Raw genomic sequence first — 14,214 nt, forward strand, 5'->3', positions numbered from 1 at the left:
GTGACGGTGGCGGCGACGGGACGGTCGGACTGAGGTTCTCTGTCCCCCGGTGCGTAGGACCGCCTCTTCAGGCGCGTACGACGGTGCCGAAGCGGATGTCGTACGAGGCAGCCGTGCTCAGGACCGACAGCATCCGCTGCCCTTCCTCGACGATCTGGTCACGCTCGCCCTCGGTGAGGGGGTCGAACGGCTCGACGGTGAGCACGGCACGGTCACGTGACTCCTCCAGCCGCCATACACCCCTGAGGAAGCCGTCGACGAGCAGCGTGCGGTACGCCTGATTGCCCTGCCAGCTGCGTCCCTTGTGCGCGGCGGGGACCACTCGGGAGCGGTCGGCGTGGGAGAGGAGCAGGTTGTCGAACTCGGGCAGGAGGCGGGGCGGGGCCGGGGTGTCCGGGTCCGGGCGGGGTGCGTCCGGGAGGTCGAAGAGTTCGACGCCGTTCTCGTCGCGGAAGGTGATCAGCCGGGGCCGTAGCCGTTCGAAGGCCTCGCGCAACCGGGTCAGACCCGCCCAGGTCTGCATGTCCTTGACGGAGGCAGGGCCGAAGGCGGCGAGGTAGCGCAGCACGGTGTCGTCGGGTGCGGGGACGGGCGCGGCTGGGCGGCCCAGCCAGTGTTCGGCGGTGGTGAGCGTGACCTGGCCGCTTCTGCCCCACATGCCGCGCGGGGTGACCTGGACGAGGGGCAGTCGGCAGCGGGCCGCGACGGTGAGGGCGAGCGGGTCGGCGTCGGGCCACTCGGCGAGCAGCGCCTCACGCAACTGCTTCATGGTGCGCGGCTCGGCCTCGACGAGTTCCCGGCTGATCACGGCGAGCCGGTCCAGGTCGACTCCGACGAGCCCCTTGCGGAAGCCGTACAACTCCCGCTCGCGCGCGGCCTGCACCAGCGGCCGCAGTATGAGGCAGTCGTCGGCGGTGTGCGTGTGGATGGTCGAGCGCATGGTCACGATGCGTACGACCTCGCGGGCGCCCATCACCGCCGAGAGCTCCTCGGGATCGAAGCCCTCGAGGCGGGCGGCGAGCGCGTAGTACGGGGGCTTGACGTTCTGCGCCTGGAGGCCGACGAGGTGCTCGACGGCGTCCGTCGCGGACAGGTCGGCCCGGCGCAGGAGGAGCTGCCGGTCGAGGGTCGCCCTGTTCAGGGCGCGGGCGCTGAGCACGGGGGCGGTCGAGGTCTTCGTCATGCTTCGCACGTTAGCGGGGCAGGCGGACACGGTCTGTCCGCGTACAGGGGCGCCCTCAGCGAATTCCCTGCGATCAGTCAGACTCGGGGTAGGCCTGACTCGATGATGAGCGAGACTGAGGGACAAACAGGAACAAGAGAGACAGCCATTCGACTCGACACGGGAGGCAGCCGCGATGCCGGAGCGCCGAGCCCGCCCCGCACCCACCGCGAAGAGCAACCGCAAGTCGGTGTGGCGACGCGCCGTGACCTCGTCGGGGCCACCGTCCTCGGAGCCGCCGACACCCCGCCCGGCTTCTTCGCCCACGACTGAGGCGGAACCGCGCAGCATCGTCCAGGCGGCGCTCTATCGCGACGGCGTACGCGTCTCCGCGCCCGAGTCGCTGGCCGAGACCTTCCGTGAGCTGCGCAAGCAGCAGGACGGTATGGCGTGGATAGGGCTGGCCCGTCCGACGGAGGCCGAAATCCTGTCGCTGGCGGACGAGTTCGACCTCCACCCGCTCGCCGTCGAGGACGCGATGGAGGCCCATCAGCGCCCCAAGCTGGAACGCTACGGCGAGACCCTCTTCGTGGTCCTGCGCGCCGCCCGCTATCTCGACGCATCCGAGGAGGTCGACTTCGGCGAGCTGCATGTGTTCGTCGGCCCCGACTTCCTGATCACGGTCCGGCACGGCGCGGCGCCGGATCTGTCAGCCGTCCGTCACCGCATGGAGGAATCACCGGAGCTGCTGAAGCTCGGCCCGGAGGCGGTCCTGTACGCGATCCTGGACGCGGTGGTCGACGGCTACGCACCGGTCGTCTCCGGCGTCCAGAACGACATCGACGAGATCGAGACCGAGGTCTTCAGCGGGGATCCCTGGGTCTCCCGCCGTATCTACGAACTCTCCCGCGAAATGGTCGAGTTCCAGCGCGCCACCCGCCCCCTGGTCGGCATGCTGCACGGTTTGATGGCGGGCTTCGCGAAATACGGCACAGACGAGGAACTGCAACGGTATTTGCGCGATGTCGCCGACCACGTCACCCACACCAGCGAACGAGTCGACGGCTTCCGCCAGGCCCTCACCGAGATCCTCACGGTGAACGCGACGCTGGTCACGCAGCAACAGAACGCGGAGATGCGGGCGTTGGCGGAGGCGGGCTTCGAGCAGAACGAGGAGATCAAGAAGATCTCGAGCTGGGCAGCGATTCTGTTTGCTCCCACACTCGTGGGAACTATTTACGGCATGAACTTTGAGAACATGCCTGAGCTGGGCTGGCGCTTCGGATACCCCTTTGCGATCGGCTTGATGGGAGTGGTTTGCGCCAGTTTGTACGTGATTTTCAAGCGGAGAGACTGGCTCTAGCGTCAGCCAACGCTACTCAAGTAGTGCGCATTGTTTGCTCTTGCATCTCCCGAACGGGGAGCCATACGGGGCGCTGGGGAGTCCCTGGGGAGAAGTGATGCAGGTGATCTCCTCGCCCTGCCTCCGACGAGCCCCTGACCAGGCCTTTTGGGCACCGACGAACGCTGGGGAGAATCCGGGGAGAAACGAATGACAGCCCACGCCCTGCGCTTCCCGCAACAAGCCCGCCTGGCTTCCTGTTCGGCGCTACGCGCCCGACGTCGCCGCTCCTGCGGCACATCCGCGAGAAGCTGCACATCGGGCTGTACCCGCTGCTGACCGACGACACATGGCGCAGTTCGGCGAGCTGGACACCGCGCGCGGTTGGTGGAGATGCGCGCCAACGATGTCGCGGCCGCCCACGTCGGCGGCTCGTCACCCGCACCTCGTCTATTCCGAGGCGGACGAGGCCGGTCCTGATCACTGAGCGTCCGGGCAAAGCCGCCTGCTCGCCCCGAGCAACCGCCTAATATCAACTGTGATGGGGAGCCGGACACAGCACACGGCCCGCGGGCTGCGGTGGACCACGCGGATCGCGGCGCTCTGCCCTGCCGTGGGCGTGCTGCTCGCCGCGCTGGTGATCTGCCTGGGGTTGGTGGCCCACGGCCACAGCGCCCTGGCCCACGCCTCCATGACCACCATGTCCGCCGCCACAGCGGTCCCGTCGGGCACCCCGGCCGAACACCACGCGACGACAGCCGCGCACCCGTCCGACTGCCTGCCCGGCGACGTGTGCTGCCGCCCGGCCGCCGACGACGTACGAGCCGTGCTGGCCACTCCCGCCCAGCCCCTCCCGGCGGTCCTGTCCCGCATGCCGGACCTCACCAGGCAGCCGGAGACCTCCTCGCGCTTCACCGAGCGCGCGCCGACCTGCCGCGCTCCCGATCTCCACGTCCTCCAGGTGCAACGGACCTAGGGGGAAGCCACTGCGCCGTGCTCTCACGCGCACGGCCGCCGGCTTTCACCCATCCACCCCCACACCTGCACCCATCCGCCGCCCGACGACATCGCGCGGCGGGGACGAGGAACACACAGCCATGAGCAAGACCAACAAGAAGGCGGCCGCCCAGGCGCGGCGGGCAAAGATAGAGGAGGCGCGCCGCGCCGAGCGGGCCCGCGAGCGCCGCAACCGGATCATCACCATCACCCTCAGCACGGTCATCGTCGCCGGACTGGTCGGCTGGGGCGGCTACGCCCTCAACAGCGCCAACGAGAAGGACGAACAGCAGGCCGCCGCGAAGAAGAAGCCCGTACGCGGCGAGAAGACCTGGGACAAGAAGAAGCTCGCCCAGAACCACGTCCAGGGCACCGTCGACTACCCGATGAAGCCGCCCGTCGGCGGCGACCACAACCAGGCGTGGATGACCTGCGACGGCACCGTCTACACCAAGCCCATCGGCAACGAGAACGCCGTCCACTCCCTCGAACACGGCGCGGTCTGGATCACGTACAACGACAAGGCCGCCGACGCCGACATCAAGACGCTCGGCGACAAGGTCTCCAGCACCCCGTACACGCTGATGAGCCCGAGCAAGGACCAGTCCGGCACCATCACGCTGTCGGCCTGGGGCACGCAGCTCAGCGTGGACAAGGCTTCCGATCCCAGGGTCGAGCAGTTCCTGTCCAAGTACGTCCAGGGCTCGCAGACCCCCGAACCCGGCGCCGCCTGCACAGGGGGCCTGACCGCCTGATGAGCGATACGACTGTGACGGAACCGGACGTGACGGATTCCGGCGACGCACCCGCCCTCAAGCCCTCCCCCGTCCCATGGGTCGTCGCCGCCGCGGCGGTCCTGGTCGCCCTCGGCCTGCTCCTCTGGCTGGTGGCCGCTCCCGGCGACGACTCGTCCGACGTGCCCACCGCCGCCTCCGCCGACGCGGGCTTCGCCCGCGACATGGCCGTGCACCACCAGCAGGCCGTGGAGTTGTCCTACATCGTCCGCGACCGCACCGACGACGAGGACGTACGCCGCCTCGCGTACGACATCGCGCAGACCCAGGCCAACCAGCGCGGCATGCTGCTCGGCTGGCTCGACCTGTGGAGCCTGCCGAAGACGTCCGCCGACGGCTACATGGCCTGGATGAAGGGCGACGGCCACATGGGGCACGAGACGGCGAAGGACGGCAGCCTCATGCCCGGCATGGCCACCCCCACCGAGATCGACCAACTCGGCAAGGCCGGCGGCAAGGAGGCCGAGATTCTCTATCTCCAGCTGCTGACCGACCACCACATGGGCGGTGTCACCATGGCCCGCGCCTGCGCCGAGCAGTGCGAGGTCCCCACGGAGCGGCAACTGGCCCAGGGGATGGTCGAGGGCCAGCAGTCGGAGATGAGGCTCATGGCCGACATGCTCAAGGAGCGCGGCTCGGCGCCGCGTTGATACGGCCATCCGTCGAGCCCCGGTAGCCGGGGGTCCCCGATCCCCCGACTACCGGGGCGGTGCCGGCCCGCCCGCGGCTGCGGGGCTGAGGAAAGGAGGGCGACCCAGGGTCTGCGCGCCTTGCCTTGGGGACCATCACGCGCACTGGCGCGTACGGCTTCTCACCCGGCCCTGACGTACTGCTGCGGCTACGGGGCGTCCTTCGTGGCCTCAGTCCGCAGCCGTCCGATGCCGGGGAGGAATTGGGTGATGCCACAGTCGTGCCGCAGGAGAGTGGCGAAGCCGTCAGTTCCACCCTCTTGTGAAGGTGGGGACGGGGTTGTCGGTACGCTGCCAGTGCGTACGGGGAGTCCCTCCCCCGCAGCCCGCTGCCCGCTCTCCCGTCCGGTCCCGGATGGGGCTTTCGAAGGCCCGAACCTGATGCGTCCGCACCGCCCGCGAGGATCCGCCTCCCCGGCGTCCGGCGTGCTGCGCGGGCTCCGGGCCGGAGTGCTGGCGGTGCTGTGTGTGCTGCTGCCGCTGGCCGGGCACGTGCTGGCGCAGGGCCACGCTCCCCGGTGGATCATCGTGGCCGCGATGGCCGCGGTGGCCGTGCCGGGTGCGGCGGTTCTGACGCGGCGTCGGCTGACGGACACGCAGGTGCTGGCCGTGCTCGCGGTCGCGCAGCTGGCCTACCACGCCGCCTACTCCCTGCCCGGGGCCTGCGCGACGGCGGTGGCGGGACAGGACGGCGCTGTCGGGCTGTCCCGGCTGGTCGAGCATGACGCGGTCGCCGGGCCGCCGACCGGTGTCATGCTGGCCGGGCACCTGGTGACGCTGCTGCTGGCCGCCCGTCTGTTGGGCATCACCGAGCGGCTGCTGTGGCAGAGCAGGTCGCTGCTGACAGCCGTACGACGTCTGGTGTTGTTCCTCTGGCCGCTGCTGAGTGGCCGTCATGACACCGGTCCACAGACAGCGATCCCTGAGAGCACCGCACCGCTGATGTCGGCGTTGCTGGTGCGGCTACACGAGGGCAGGGCGCCCCCGCGCCCCGGGCACATTCCGTCCGCCCTTCTCCGGCCGACGCCGATCAGCGCTCCCTGCATGCCCTGACGGGTGTGATGCGAGGACCGCCCGGCGGGCCGGTACCTCCAGCCTGGCGACCAGGTCACCGGGGATCACAGAGAGCTCCGCATCATGTATTTCACCGACCGGCGTGCCGTCCGCACGGCGGCACGCAGCCTTGTTCTGCCCGTCGCCCTGACGGCTCTGGCCGTTGCCGCTCCGCAGGCCGCGGCCCACACCGAACTCGACACCAGCAGTCCGGGCGCGAACGCCACACTGGCCGGACTGCCCCCGCGCATCACGCTGACCTTCAGCGACGCGATGACCCAGAAGTACGCCAAGGTCGCCGTCACCTCGCCCGACGGGGAGTCGACCGCCGCGGGCGCGCCCGAGGTCTCGGGCCGGAAGGTCGCCCTCGCGCTCGATCCCGCCTCGCCCGCCGGGCGTTACACGGTGGGGTACCGGGTCGTCTCCGCCGACGGCCATCCCGTCTCGGGCTCATACACCTTCACCGTCAAAGAGGCGGGCAGCGGCAGCCCATCCCCACGTACGACGGAGTCAGCCGGCGCCGCGGCTCCCCGCGCGGACCGGGAGTCCGTACCAGACCAGACAGACGAGGAGTCCTCCGGCGTGGCCGTCTCCGTCCTGGTCGCGGCCGGTGCGCTTGCCGTGGCGGCCATGGGTGCGTTCCTGGCACGACGGAGGCGAGCCCGTCATGGCCACTGAGAGCACCAAGGCCCGGCGGCTGCCCCAGTTGCCTCTCGTGCTGGCCGCGTCGGCCGGCGTCGCCGTCGCCGTGACTGCCGCCGCGGTGTGGGCCGGTGGGGGCGTGGCCGCGGAGATCCCGGGGATTGCGGATGCCGGGGCCGTGACCGCCTGGGGTCTGCCCGTCGCCCGTATGGTCGCGGACGCTGCCGCGGTGGCCACCGTCGGCGCACTGTTGCTGGTCGTCGTGCTGTTGCCGGGCGGCAGGAAGCTCGGCACGACTCAGCTGCGCTACCTCAACTGGGGGGCGATTGCTGCGGTGTTGTGGGCCGTCGGGTCGGCCGCGACCCTGGTGTTCACGCTCTCCGACCTGTTCGCCCAGCCGATCGGCGAGGTTGCATCACCTGCCGTGCTGGCGGACTTCGTCACGACGGACACCCAGGGCCGCTCGTACGCCCTGATGGCAGCCGCGGCAGGGGTGATCGCGACGCTCTGCGTGGGCATCGGCACGGCGCGCTGGGCCCGCCTGGCGCTCGTCGTGGCGTTGACCGGGCTGCTGCCGCCCGCGTTCACCGGGCATTCCTCGGCGGCGGGCAACCACGACGCCGCTGTCACCAGCCTCGCCCTGCACCTGGTGGGCGTGGCCGTATGGGTCGGCGGGCTGGTCTTCGTCCTCGTGGCCGCCGCGCGCCGGGAAGACGAGGCTGCGGACGCGGTGCGGCGCTTCAGCCCGCTCGCCGCGGGGGCACTGCTCGCGGTCGCGGCCAGCGGAATCGTCAACGCCGCGGTCCGGCTGCCGTCCGTGAGTGAGGTGTTCACCAGCCGATACGGGCTGATGGTCCTCGGCAAATCGGTGGCGCTGGCCGCTCTGAGCGGCATCGGCTGGTGGCACCGACGCCGCACCCTGCCCGCCCTCCAGGCGGGCAGACGACGCGGGTTCGTCCGGCTCGCGGCCGGCGAACTGCTGCTCATGGCCGCCGCGATGGGACTCGCGGTGGGCCTGTCACGTACCCCGGCGCCCGGTGCCGAGGACGCGTCGCTCTCCTCCGCCGAGGAGTTGCTGGGCTTCCCCATGCCGCCGCCGCTCGGCGACTTCCCGTGGACACCGCTGTTCACCCAGTGGCACTTCGACCCGCTGTTCGCGTTCGGCACCGCGGCGGCCGCCCTGCTGTACCTGGCGGGCGTACTGAAGTTGCGCGCCCGGGGCGACAAGTGGCCGGTCGGGCGCACCATTTCGTGGCTGCTGGGCCTGGTGGTGACCGTGCTGGCGACCATGAGCGGGCTGGCGGTCTACGGCAAGGTGCTGTTCAGCGTGCACATGGGCCAGCACATGATCCTCGCGATGACGGTGCCGATCCTGCTCGTGCTGGGCGCGCCCGCCACGCTCGCCCTGCGCGCCTTGCCCCGCGCCCCCAAGGGCGAGCCGGACGGGCCGCGGGAGATGCTCCTCAAGCTGCTGCACAGCCGCTACGTGAAGGTCATCTCGCATCCGGTGGTGGCGAGCGTGCTGTTCATCGGCAGCGCCTTCGTCGTCTACTACAGCTCGCTCTTCGAGACCCTGATGCGCAGTCATCTGGGCCACATGTTCATGCTGGTGCATTTCCTGGCCGTCGGACTGCTGTTCTTCTGGGTCGTCATCGGCATCGACCCCGGACCGCACCGACCGCCCCATCTGGGCCGTCTGTTCGCGCTGATCCTGACGATGCCGTTCCACTCCTGGTTCAGCATCTCGCTGATGAGCTCGACCGCGCTGATCGGCGAGGGCTGGTGGTCCGCGCTCGACCGGCCCTGGGTCGAGTATCCGCTGGACGACCAGTACGACGCCGGGGCCATCGCCTGGGCCACCGGCGACATCCCCGTCCTGATCACCACGATCATCCTGGCCATCCAGTGGGTCCGCTCCGACCAGCGCGAGGCCCGCCGCGTCGACCGGAAGATCGACCGCGGCGACGAGAACGACCCGCTGGCCGCCTACAACGCCTACCTGGCGAGCCTGCACGCCCGCGACCGGCAGCCCGCCCGCACCACCAACTCCGCCCCCACCGAGGAATCGTGAAGAAGCTGCACAAGCACCTGATCGTCGCCGCGGCGCTCGTCGCCGCGTTCGCCGCCGCCCTCGGCGCCTTCCTGCTGTTCTCCCCCGACGACCGCGACGCCGGCGGCGTGAACGTGCAGCCCGCCGCCGAGGCCCTGCCGGTCCGCGACAGCAGCCACCGCCTCACCGAGCCTGAGAAGAGCGAACTCACCATCGTGGAGTTCCTGGACTTCGAGTGCGAGGCATGCGGGGCGATGTACCCGGTCGTGGAGAAGCTGCGCGAGGAGTACGGCGACCGGGTCACCTTCGTCGCCCGCTACTTCCCCATGCCCGGCCACCGCAACGCCGAGCCGGCCGCACGCGCCGCCGAAGCCGCCGCCCGCCAGGGCAAGTTCGAGGAGATGTACACCAAGCTCTTCACCACCCAGAAGGAGTGGGGCGAATCGCAGGACTGGAAGGAGTCCGTCTTCCGCGGCTACGCCGAGCAGCTCGGCCTGGACATGGACCAGTTCGACGCCGACCTCGCCGATCCGGAGACGGCCGGACGTGTCCAGGCCGACCAGCGCGACGGCCTCGGACTGGGCGTGCAGGGCACCCCGGCCTTCTTCGTCGACGGAACCATGTTCCAGACCCCCGGTTCATACGAGGCGTTCAAGGCCGTCATCGACAACCGGCTGTCCGACTGACGCAAACGGGGAGGCAGCACCATGCAGTACCTGATCGACCAGGCACGTGTCTTCCGAGCCCGCGCGGCGGCCCACACCGTGAACCTGGCCGCCGTCGCCCAGCACCACCGGCCGCGGGCGATGTTCATCTCCTGCTCCGACGCCCGCGTCGTACCCGCCCTGATCACCGCCGCCCAGCCCGGAGACCTCTTCGAACTGCGCACATACGGAGGGGTGATACCTCCCTACGACGCGAAGACGCCGACCGGCGAGGGACGGACGATGGAGTACGCGGTCAACGAGCTGCACGTCTCCGACATCATCGTCTGCGGCCACTCGGACTGCGACGTCGTCACCGCGGCGATGCACAACAGCCTGGCGACCTCCGGCATCACGGAGTCCGACGACGACCCCACCCCGCTGATCGGAGACCTCACCGCCACCGGGCACTGGCACGTCCTGACGCAGCTCGACGCGCTCAGCAACTACCCGTGCGTCGCGCCCCGGCTGGCCGACCGGTCGCTGCACCTGCACGCCTGGTTCCACGACATCGACACCGGCACGACCCTGGCCCACCACGCCCGCGCCAGTGCCTTCCTGCCCCTGTGAACAGCCCCACCCGACCCGACGTATACGACAAGGTGAACGCCCGTGGCCGCCCCCAGCCGACTCCTCTACGACGAACGTCTGACCGCCCCGAGAATCTGGTGGGCCATCGCCGTCCTCTTCGGCCTCTCCCTGGCCCTGGTCTTCCTCCCCTACGGGCTGATCGCCGCGCTCATCGCGCTGGCCATCGGCACCTGCCTGGCCGGGATGTACGTCAGCGCACAGGGATCGACACGTATCCGGGTCACCGGCGACACGTTGTTCGTCATGGACGCCCGCATCCCGCTGACCGCGTTGGGGCAGCCGGAGGTCCTCGACGGCGAGGAGGCGCGGGCCTGGCGGACGTACAAGGCCGATCTGCGGGCGTTCATGGCGATGCGCAGCTTCATCCCCACCGCGGTACGCGTCGAGGTGATCGACCGCGACGACCCCACCCCGTATCTGTACCTCTCCACGCGGACGCCGGACCGGCTCGCCAAGGCGATCAGTGCGCGGGCCTGATCGTGCGGCTGTTTCCGGGACGGGCGCCGACCGGTAGGGGATGACGGGCGTCGTGCAGCGCGATGACGTGAACGGGCGCGCGGGGCGTGCCGGGGCAGGCCGGGCCAGCCGCGCGGGAACGTGCGCGCGGGCCGGCCTGTTCGCCATGCTCGGAACCGTGCTCGCGACCTTCGGACACCACGCGATCGCCTAAGGGACGGTGCCCTGGCGGCTGGTGGGCGTAGCGATCGTGGCCCAGTTCACGGCGGTCTGGCCGCTGGCACGCCGCCGCTATACGCCGGCCGCGACCATCGCGTTCACCCTGGCCGTGCAGGGCATGTTGCATCTCGCGCTGTCCTACACGGACGGGGACACGCAGGCGGCGGTGCGAGGGCACGCGATGCACGCCGGGCACGGCACGACCGTGGCCGGGGACGGTCACGCCTGGCATCACGCCGGGGCCGCGATGACGACCGTGCACGTGGTCGCCGCGCTGGTCGTGGCCTGGCTGCTGCACCGGGCGGACGCACGGATGACGGCCGCCCTCGGCACGCTTGCGACGCTGGCCAGGGCGGCCGTTGCGGCCCTGGCCCAGATGCTGCCGCGACTACTGGTCCACGACACCGGCCGCATGGTGTTCGCGCTGCCCGACCGGCGGCCGGGGGCCCTCTTCGAGGTGGCGGCGCACGCATGTGATGACGTACTGGAGCACGCGGTGGTGCGCAGGGGACCACCGCGGCGGGAGCGCCTCCAGTCCCTCACCGGTCCCTGACGTCTGCGGGGCCGGCTCTTCCCGTACCAGCAAGGAGTTCCCCTGTGTCCATCTACCACCACCGGGTGGCCCGTGCGGGCCACCATGTCGCACTCGCCGGTGCCGCCGCGCTGACGGCCACGCTCGCCCTGGCCGCACCGGCCGCCGCGCACGCGGAGGTCGAGGCCGACACCCCGCAGGCCCTAGCCGAGAACGTCACCCTCAGCTTCGTCTCCGAGGCCGAGTCCGACTCAGCGGGCTTCACTGAAATGCGCGTCGTACTGCCCGAAGGCATCGCTCCCGGTGACGTGACGCTCGGCGAGGCGCCCAAGGGCTGGAAGCTGAAGGCCACCAGCGACGGATACACCGTCGGCGGCCCCGCCCTGAAGACCGGCGTCGACGCCGAGCACAAGATCAAGGTCCGGCAGCTCCCGGATGCGAAGGAGGTCGCGTTCAAGACCGTCGAGACCTACAGCGACGGCGAAGTCTCCCGCTGGATCGAGCTGCCCAGCGGCGGCGAGGAGCCCGAACAGCCCGCGCCGATCCTGACGTTGAAGGCGGCGGCACCGGGCGCCACCCCCCTCAGCCCGAGCCCCACCGCAAGTGAGACGCCCAGCCCAACCCCTACCCCCTCGGTCACCGAGTCGGCCACCACGGCCGCGGGCGCCGGAACCGAGAACACGGCCGCCGAGGAGGACGAGGGAAGCTCGGCCGGCGTGATCATCGGCGGGGTGGTCGTGGCCCTGCTGGTGCTCGGTGGCGGAGCATGGTGGCTGGCCAAGCGGCGCACCGCGTCGTCGCACAATTGACCCACTGCCTGCCGCGTCTGTGGGGCGGCACCGCTTCCGCCCCACAGATGACCGCCATCCGCTCCGGTCCCCGTTTCGTGTCCGCTGCCGTACTGATCGGGGCGCTGATGTGCGCCACCGCTGCCTGTGGCCCGCTGCTCGTCGCCCGAAGGCCGCGGGCGGACAGGGGCACCAGCCGGGCATCGTCTTGGCCCCATCAGGTCCAGCGCGAACAGCGGGAGGCGCCGTCGGCATGCAGGCCGGTGCCGTCGCGGAGCATCGCAAAGAGGACGACAGGGATCGAACGGAACACGTACCCGCAGCGTCTGAGGTACATGAAAGTATCGCGGCAAGCCGCCGTCCTGCTCCTGAGTGCCGGGCTGTTGCTCTCCGGTTGCTCGTCCTCGTCCGACAATCCGGGCGACGAGGGGTACACCGGCCCCACGCTGCCCGCCCGTACCGTCGCGAAGGGCAAGTGGCAGGAAGGGCCGGCCGAGCCCAAGCAGCACAAGCCGTATCCGTACGACATCTATACGCACTGCGGGATCAAGTGGGTTAAGTTCGGCGGCCGTTGGTGGGTCCTCGACTCCGTGTTCCCCGGTGTCGAGCAGGTCAAGGGGGAGCCGCCCGCGCAGGACAGCCAAAGGCTCGCCGGCTACATGACCCTGATCGGCCCGGACACTGCCAACTTCGACGCCGCCGGGATGCCCACCATGCAATTCGTACCGACCAAGGACGAACCGCCGGGCTGCGCCTAGGCGGTAGGGCGGATCTTGCCGGGGGGGCGGAACCACATCCGCCCCACAGACGCCTCTGCCCCGAACGTTCCTGGGCCAACCGACGTCATAGCGGTAGCCGTTTCCGTGAGGGAGCCACCATGACTGTCATACGCTCCAGTGCTCGTTTCGTGTCCGCTGCCGCGCTCCTCGGAGGGCTGCTGTGTGCGACTGCCGCCTGTGGCACCGAGAGTCCTACGTCCTCAGGATCTGCCGAGGGAAGTGAGCCGAGGAGCTCTACAGCCGGGAGCGGGACCGCCTGGGAGGAGCCTTCCTCGTACACCTACACCCTCAAGTCGAGTGAAGGGGAACGGACCCTGCTCGGGACCTTCCGGGTAACGGTCCGGGACGGCAAGGTGGCGGAGGCGGTCGGCCTCGACGGCAGTGGCCGGCGGCTGGTGAAGGAACTGCCAGGTGAAGTACCCACCATCGGCAAGCTCTTGGAGGAGATGGAGCAGGCCCGCCAGGACAAAGCAGACGTGGCGGAGGCGGAGTACGCAGCCGACGGGCACCCCGTACGGATCTTCCTGGACTGGGAGAAGGACGCGATCGACGACGAAGCGCTGTATGTCATCAGCGCCTACGAACCAGCCAAAAACTAGGCCGTGACGGCGGACCGTTCAGCGAGGTGAGCCTGAGTCAGTGCACGCCCGCTGCCTGGTCCGCGGCCACGAGATGCTGCGGCAGCCCAGCGAGGTTGTGGTGGCACTCAGCAACTGACGTGGACGGGGACCAGTGCCGGGCGCCACCTACGCGGCTGGACTCCGCACTCGGCATCAAGAGCCGTGGATCAGTTTTCTGACCTCGGGGGGAATCTCGTTGCCGGAGTGGACGGCGACGAAGCGAGCGTCACCGGGTTCTTCCCCCACTGCGATGGCGATGCTGGGATCCAGCCCCTTGACCGCATAGGCGGTCGTCGAGGTCGGCGTTGCCCGGCCGTCGTCATCAACTACGTCGAGGACCGGCGCGACCTGCTCACCGTCGCCGCCGAGATCTTCGAGTCCGAATGGCAGCCACCCGAGTTGGAGCCGGGGCGATGGCGGGACAGCCTGCGCTCGTACTGCCGGGACCTGCGCGCGCACTACCGGCGCCATCCCGGCATGACCACCCTCGCGTTGACCGAGAACATCACCATGGCCCGGCATCCGACGATGCTGCGCAACGTGGACGCCCTGATCGGCTTCTTCGAGAGCGTGGGGCTGTCGCTGCAGGACGCCTACCGCGCATGCATGGAGACGATCCGGCTCGTCGTGGGGTTCGTGGAACTGCAGGACATCCTGTACGGCCACCCGCCCATCTGGAGCCCGCGGACCTGGAACAACTGCCGCCGCCGTGGCTGCGCTCCGAGACGGAAGAGAAACTGCCCCACCTGAAGCGGGTCGGCGAGTTGGACCCCGACTCGCCCGACACGCTCTTCGAG

Annotated in this window: 17 protein-coding genes; 15 read left to right on the plus strand and 2 right to left on the minus strand. The window is 70.0% G+C overall.

What is annotated here, in order from left to right:
* Positions 1-67: 67 nt before the first annotated feature.
* Entirely contained in the window at positions 68-1,183 is a 1,116-nt protein-coding gene (locus IEZ21_RS20890) for a winged helix DNA-binding domain-containing protein (RefSeq protein ID WP_189323431.1), read from the minus strand.
* 175 nt (positions 1,184-1,358) lie between these two features.
* On the opposite strand from IEZ21_RS20890, the gene IEZ21_RS20895 reads away from it, so the two are divergent.
* The 14 genes from IEZ21_RS20895 to IEZ21_RS20960 all read left to right on the plus strand — a co-directional run bounded on the left by IEZ21_RS20895 (position 1,359) and on the right by IEZ21_RS20960 (position 13,396).
* A complete protein-coding gene (locus IEZ21_RS20895) occupies positions 1,359-2,525 on the plus strand; it encodes a magnesium and cobalt transport protein CorA (protein WP_189323432.1) in 1,167 nt (388 codons plus the stop codon).
* 520 nt (positions 2,526-3,045) lie between these two features.
* The gene (locus IEZ21_RS20900; protein WP_189323433.1) at positions 3,046-3,480 is read left to right on the plus strand and encodes a hypothetical protein; all 435 of its coding nucleotides are present in this window, start codon (positions 3,046-3,048) and stop codon (positions 3,478-3,480) included.
* 121 nt (positions 3,481-3,601) lie between these two features.
* Positions 3,602-4,255 (plus strand): thioredoxin-like domain-containing protein, encoded by a 654-nt coding sequence (locus tag IEZ21_RS20905; protein WP_189323434.1) that lies wholly within the window; start codon positions 3,602-3,604, stop codon positions 4,253-4,255.
* Entirely contained in the window at positions 4,255-4,944 is a 690-nt protein-coding gene (locus IEZ21_RS20910) for a DUF305 domain-containing protein (protein WP_189323435.1), read from the plus strand. Before IEZ21_RS20905 ends, IEZ21_RS20910 begins: the two co-directional genes overlap by 1 nt.
* Before the next feature lie 420 nt (positions 4,945-5,364).
* On the plus strand, positions 5,365-6,036 hold the full coding sequence (locus IEZ21_RS20915) for a hypothetical protein (RefSeq protein ID WP_189323436.1): 672 nt from the start codon (positions 5,365-5,367) through the stop codon (positions 6,034-6,036).
* 84 nt (positions 6,037-6,120) lie between these two features.
* Positions 6,121-6,714, plus strand: a complete 594-nt coding sequence (locus tag IEZ21_RS20920; protein ID WP_189323437.1) for a copper resistance CopC family protein — start codon at positions 6,121-6,123, stop codon at positions 6,712-6,714.
* Complete coding sequence (locus tag IEZ21_RS20925; protein WP_189323438.1) at positions 6,704-8,749, plus strand: bifunctional copper resistance protein CopD/cytochrome c oxidase assembly protein; 2,046 nt, start codon at positions 6,704-6,706, stop codon at positions 8,747-8,749. The genes IEZ21_RS20920 and IEZ21_RS20925 overlap by 11 nt, the downstream gene beginning before the upstream one ends.
* Positions 8,746-9,414 carry a DsbA family protein gene (locus IEZ21_RS20930; RefSeq protein WP_189323439.1) on the plus strand — a complete coding sequence of 223 codons (669 nt, stop codon included), beginning with the start codon at positions 8,746-8,748 and terminating at the stop codon, positions 9,412-9,414. Before IEZ21_RS20925 ends, IEZ21_RS20930 begins: the two co-directional genes overlap by 4 nt.
* A gap of 21 nt (positions 9,415-9,435) precedes the next feature.
* Positions 9,436-10,002 carry a carbonic anhydrase gene (locus tag IEZ21_RS20935; protein ID WP_189323440.1) on the plus strand — a complete coding sequence of 189 codons (567 nt, stop codon included), beginning with the start codon at positions 9,436-9,438 and terminating at the stop codon, positions 10,000-10,002.
* A 42-nt stretch (positions 10,003-10,044) separates the two neighbouring features.
* The gene (locus IEZ21_RS20940) at positions 10,045-10,500 is read left to right on the plus strand and encodes a DUF3093 domain-containing protein (RefSeq protein ID WP_189323441.1); all 456 of its coding nucleotides are present in this window, start codon (positions 10,045-10,047) and stop codon (positions 10,498-10,500) included.
* A 214-nt stretch (positions 10,501-10,714) separates the two neighbouring features.
* Positions 10,715-11,251, plus strand: a complete 537-nt coding sequence (locus IEZ21_RS20945) for a hypothetical protein (protein ID WP_189323442.1) — start codon at positions 10,715-10,717, stop codon at positions 11,249-11,251.
* A 44-nt stretch (positions 11,252-11,295) separates the two neighbouring features.
* A complete protein-coding gene (locus tag IEZ21_RS20950) occupies positions 11,296-12,039 on the plus strand; it encodes a DUF1775 domain-containing protein (protein ID WP_189323443.1) in 744 nt (247 codons plus the stop codon).
* A gap of 314 nt (positions 12,040-12,353) precedes the next feature.
* On the plus strand, positions 12,354-12,776 hold the full coding sequence (locus IEZ21_RS20955; protein WP_189323444.1) for a hypothetical protein: 423 nt from the start codon (positions 12,354-12,356) through the stop codon (positions 12,774-12,776).
* A 119-nt stretch (positions 12,777-12,895) separates the two neighbouring features.
* On the plus strand, positions 12,896-13,396 hold the full coding sequence (locus IEZ21_RS20960) for a DUF6174 domain-containing protein (protein WP_189323445.1): 501 nt from the start codon (positions 12,896-12,898) through the stop codon (positions 13,394-13,396).
* A gap of 174 nt (positions 13,397-13,570) precedes the next feature.
* Here IEZ21_RS20960 and IEZ21_RS48850 read toward each other — a convergent pair whose 3' ends face one another.
* Complete coding sequence (locus tag IEZ21_RS48850) at positions 13,571-13,888, minus strand: DUF6281 family protein (protein ID WP_246567961.1); 318 nt, start codon at positions 13,886-13,888, stop codon at positions 13,571-13,573.
* On the opposite strand from IEZ21_RS48850, the gene IEZ21_RS48855 reads away from it, so the two are divergent.
* Positions 13,817-14,167: a TetR/AcrR family transcriptional regulator C-terminal domain-containing protein gene (locus IEZ21_RS48855; protein WP_220450452.1), complete on the plus strand. Its 351-nt coding sequence runs from the start codon at positions 13,817-13,819 to the stop codon at positions 14,165-14,167. The genes IEZ21_RS48850 and IEZ21_RS48855 overlap by 72 nt on opposite strands.
* Positions 14,168-14,214: the final 47 nt, after the last annotated feature.

Source organism: Streptomyces flaveus, from assembly GCF_014647675.1.
GTDB classification, from domain to species: Bacteria; Actinomycetota; Actinomycetes; order Streptomycetales; family Streptomycetaceae; genus Streptomyces; species Streptomyces flaveus.

Bases quoted from the DNA above. Each gene is read 5' to 3' on its own strand.
- IEZ21_RS20890 (WP_189323431.1), bottom strand. From the start codon at position 1,183: ATGACGAAGACCTCGACCGCCCCCGTGCTCAGCGCCCGCGCCCTGAAC.
- IEZ21_RS20895 (WP_189323432.1), top strand. From the start codon at position 1,359: ATGCCGGAGCGCCGAGCCCGCCCCGCACCCACCGCGAAGAGCAACCGC.
- IEZ21_RS20900 (WP_189323433.1), top strand. From the start codon at position 3,046: ATGGGGAGCCGGACACAGCACACGGCCCGCGGGCTGCGGTGGACCACG.
- IEZ21_RS20905 (WP_189323434.1), top strand. From the start codon at position 3,602: ATGAGCAAGACCAACAAGAAGGCGGCCGCCCAGGCGCGGCGGGCAAAG.
- IEZ21_RS20910 (WP_189323435.1), top strand. From the start codon at position 4,255: ATGAGCGATACGACTGTGACGGAACCGGACGTGACGGATTCCGGCGAC.
- IEZ21_RS20915 (WP_189323436.1), top strand. From the start codon at position 5,365: ATGCGTCCGCACCGCCCGCGAGGATCCGCCTCCCCGGCGTCCGGCGTG.
- IEZ21_RS20920 (WP_189323437.1), top strand. From the start codon at position 6,121: ATGTATTTCACCGACCGGCGTGCCGTCCGCACGGCGGCACGCAGCCTT.
- IEZ21_RS20925 (WP_189323438.1), top strand. From the start codon at position 6,704: ATGGCCACTGAGAGCACCAAGGCCCGGCGGCTGCCCCAGTTGCCTCTC.
- IEZ21_RS20935 (WP_189323440.1), top strand. From the start codon at position 9,436: ATGCAGTACCTGATCGACCAGGCACGTGTCTTCCGAGCCCGCGCGGCG.
- IEZ21_RS20955 (WP_189323444.1), top strand. From the start codon at position 12,354: ATGAAAGTATCGCGGCAAGCCGCCGTCCTGCTCCTGAGTGCCGGGCTG.
- IEZ21_RS20960 (WP_189323445.1), top strand. From the start codon at position 12,896: ATGACTGTCATACGCTCCAGTGCTCGTTTCGTGTCCGCTGCCGCGCTC.
- IEZ21_RS48850 (WP_246567961.1), bottom strand. From the start codon at position 13,888: ATGGCGCCGGTAGTGCGCGCGCAGGTCCCGGCAGTACGAGCGCAGGCT.